Here is a 676-nt window from a genome sequence, read left to right as displayed (position 1 = left end):
ATGAGATGCCGCTGTTGTGGTCTTTGACGCCGCCCGCTAGAGCGATAGTTGGAGCAAGGATAACTGATGCTGCGATTGCTAGGACTGCTTTTTTCATGATGAATACCTCATTGGTTATGTTTAGTTGAAACGTTTTGTTTCGATGAGGCTATTAAACAACACTGGGTTTGAATTCCGCGTGAGTAACACATTCATTTTCCATTCATTTTCATGAGCATCTTATTATCAATAACGCTACTATAGGGTGAATAGCGCAGCGGTTTTGCGACAAAAAATGAAGGAATGAAGTTTTAATGTTATCACCACTCAAGGCCCTTATGGTCCAGGGCACGACATCGGATGCCGGAAAAAGTGTATTAGTGGCAGGTTTATGCCGCGTATTAGCTCGACGTGGCGTCAAGGTGGCACCTTTTAAGCCGCAAAATATGGCTCTCAATAGTGCGGTAACCGAAGATGGTGGTGAAATTGGCCGTGCTCAAGCGGTTCAAGCCCAAGCGTGCAATGTTAAACCCACGGTTCACATGAACCCAGTCCTCCTGAAACCTAACTCAGATACCGGTGCTCAAGTCATCCTACAAGGCCGTACCTTAACTAATATGGAAGCAACCGGTTATCACGATTACAAGAAAGTCGCGATGGATACGGTGATCGACTCATTTGAGCGCCTCCAATCGGA

At 45.9% G+C, this 676-nt stretch carries 1 protein-coding gene; it reads left to right on the top strand.

The features are described 5' to 3' along the window. Window positions 1-293 precede the first annotated feature (293 nt). Window positions 294-676 (top strand): AAA family ATPase (locus tag KIV40_RS31700; RefSeq protein ID WP_285353288.1); only part of this gene is annotated, 383 nt, incomplete at its 3' end.

The organism is Vibrio sp. D173a, assembly GCF_030248475.1.
Note: the sequence above shows the minus strand (reverse complement) of the source record. Positions and strands in the feature narration are given on the sequence as shown.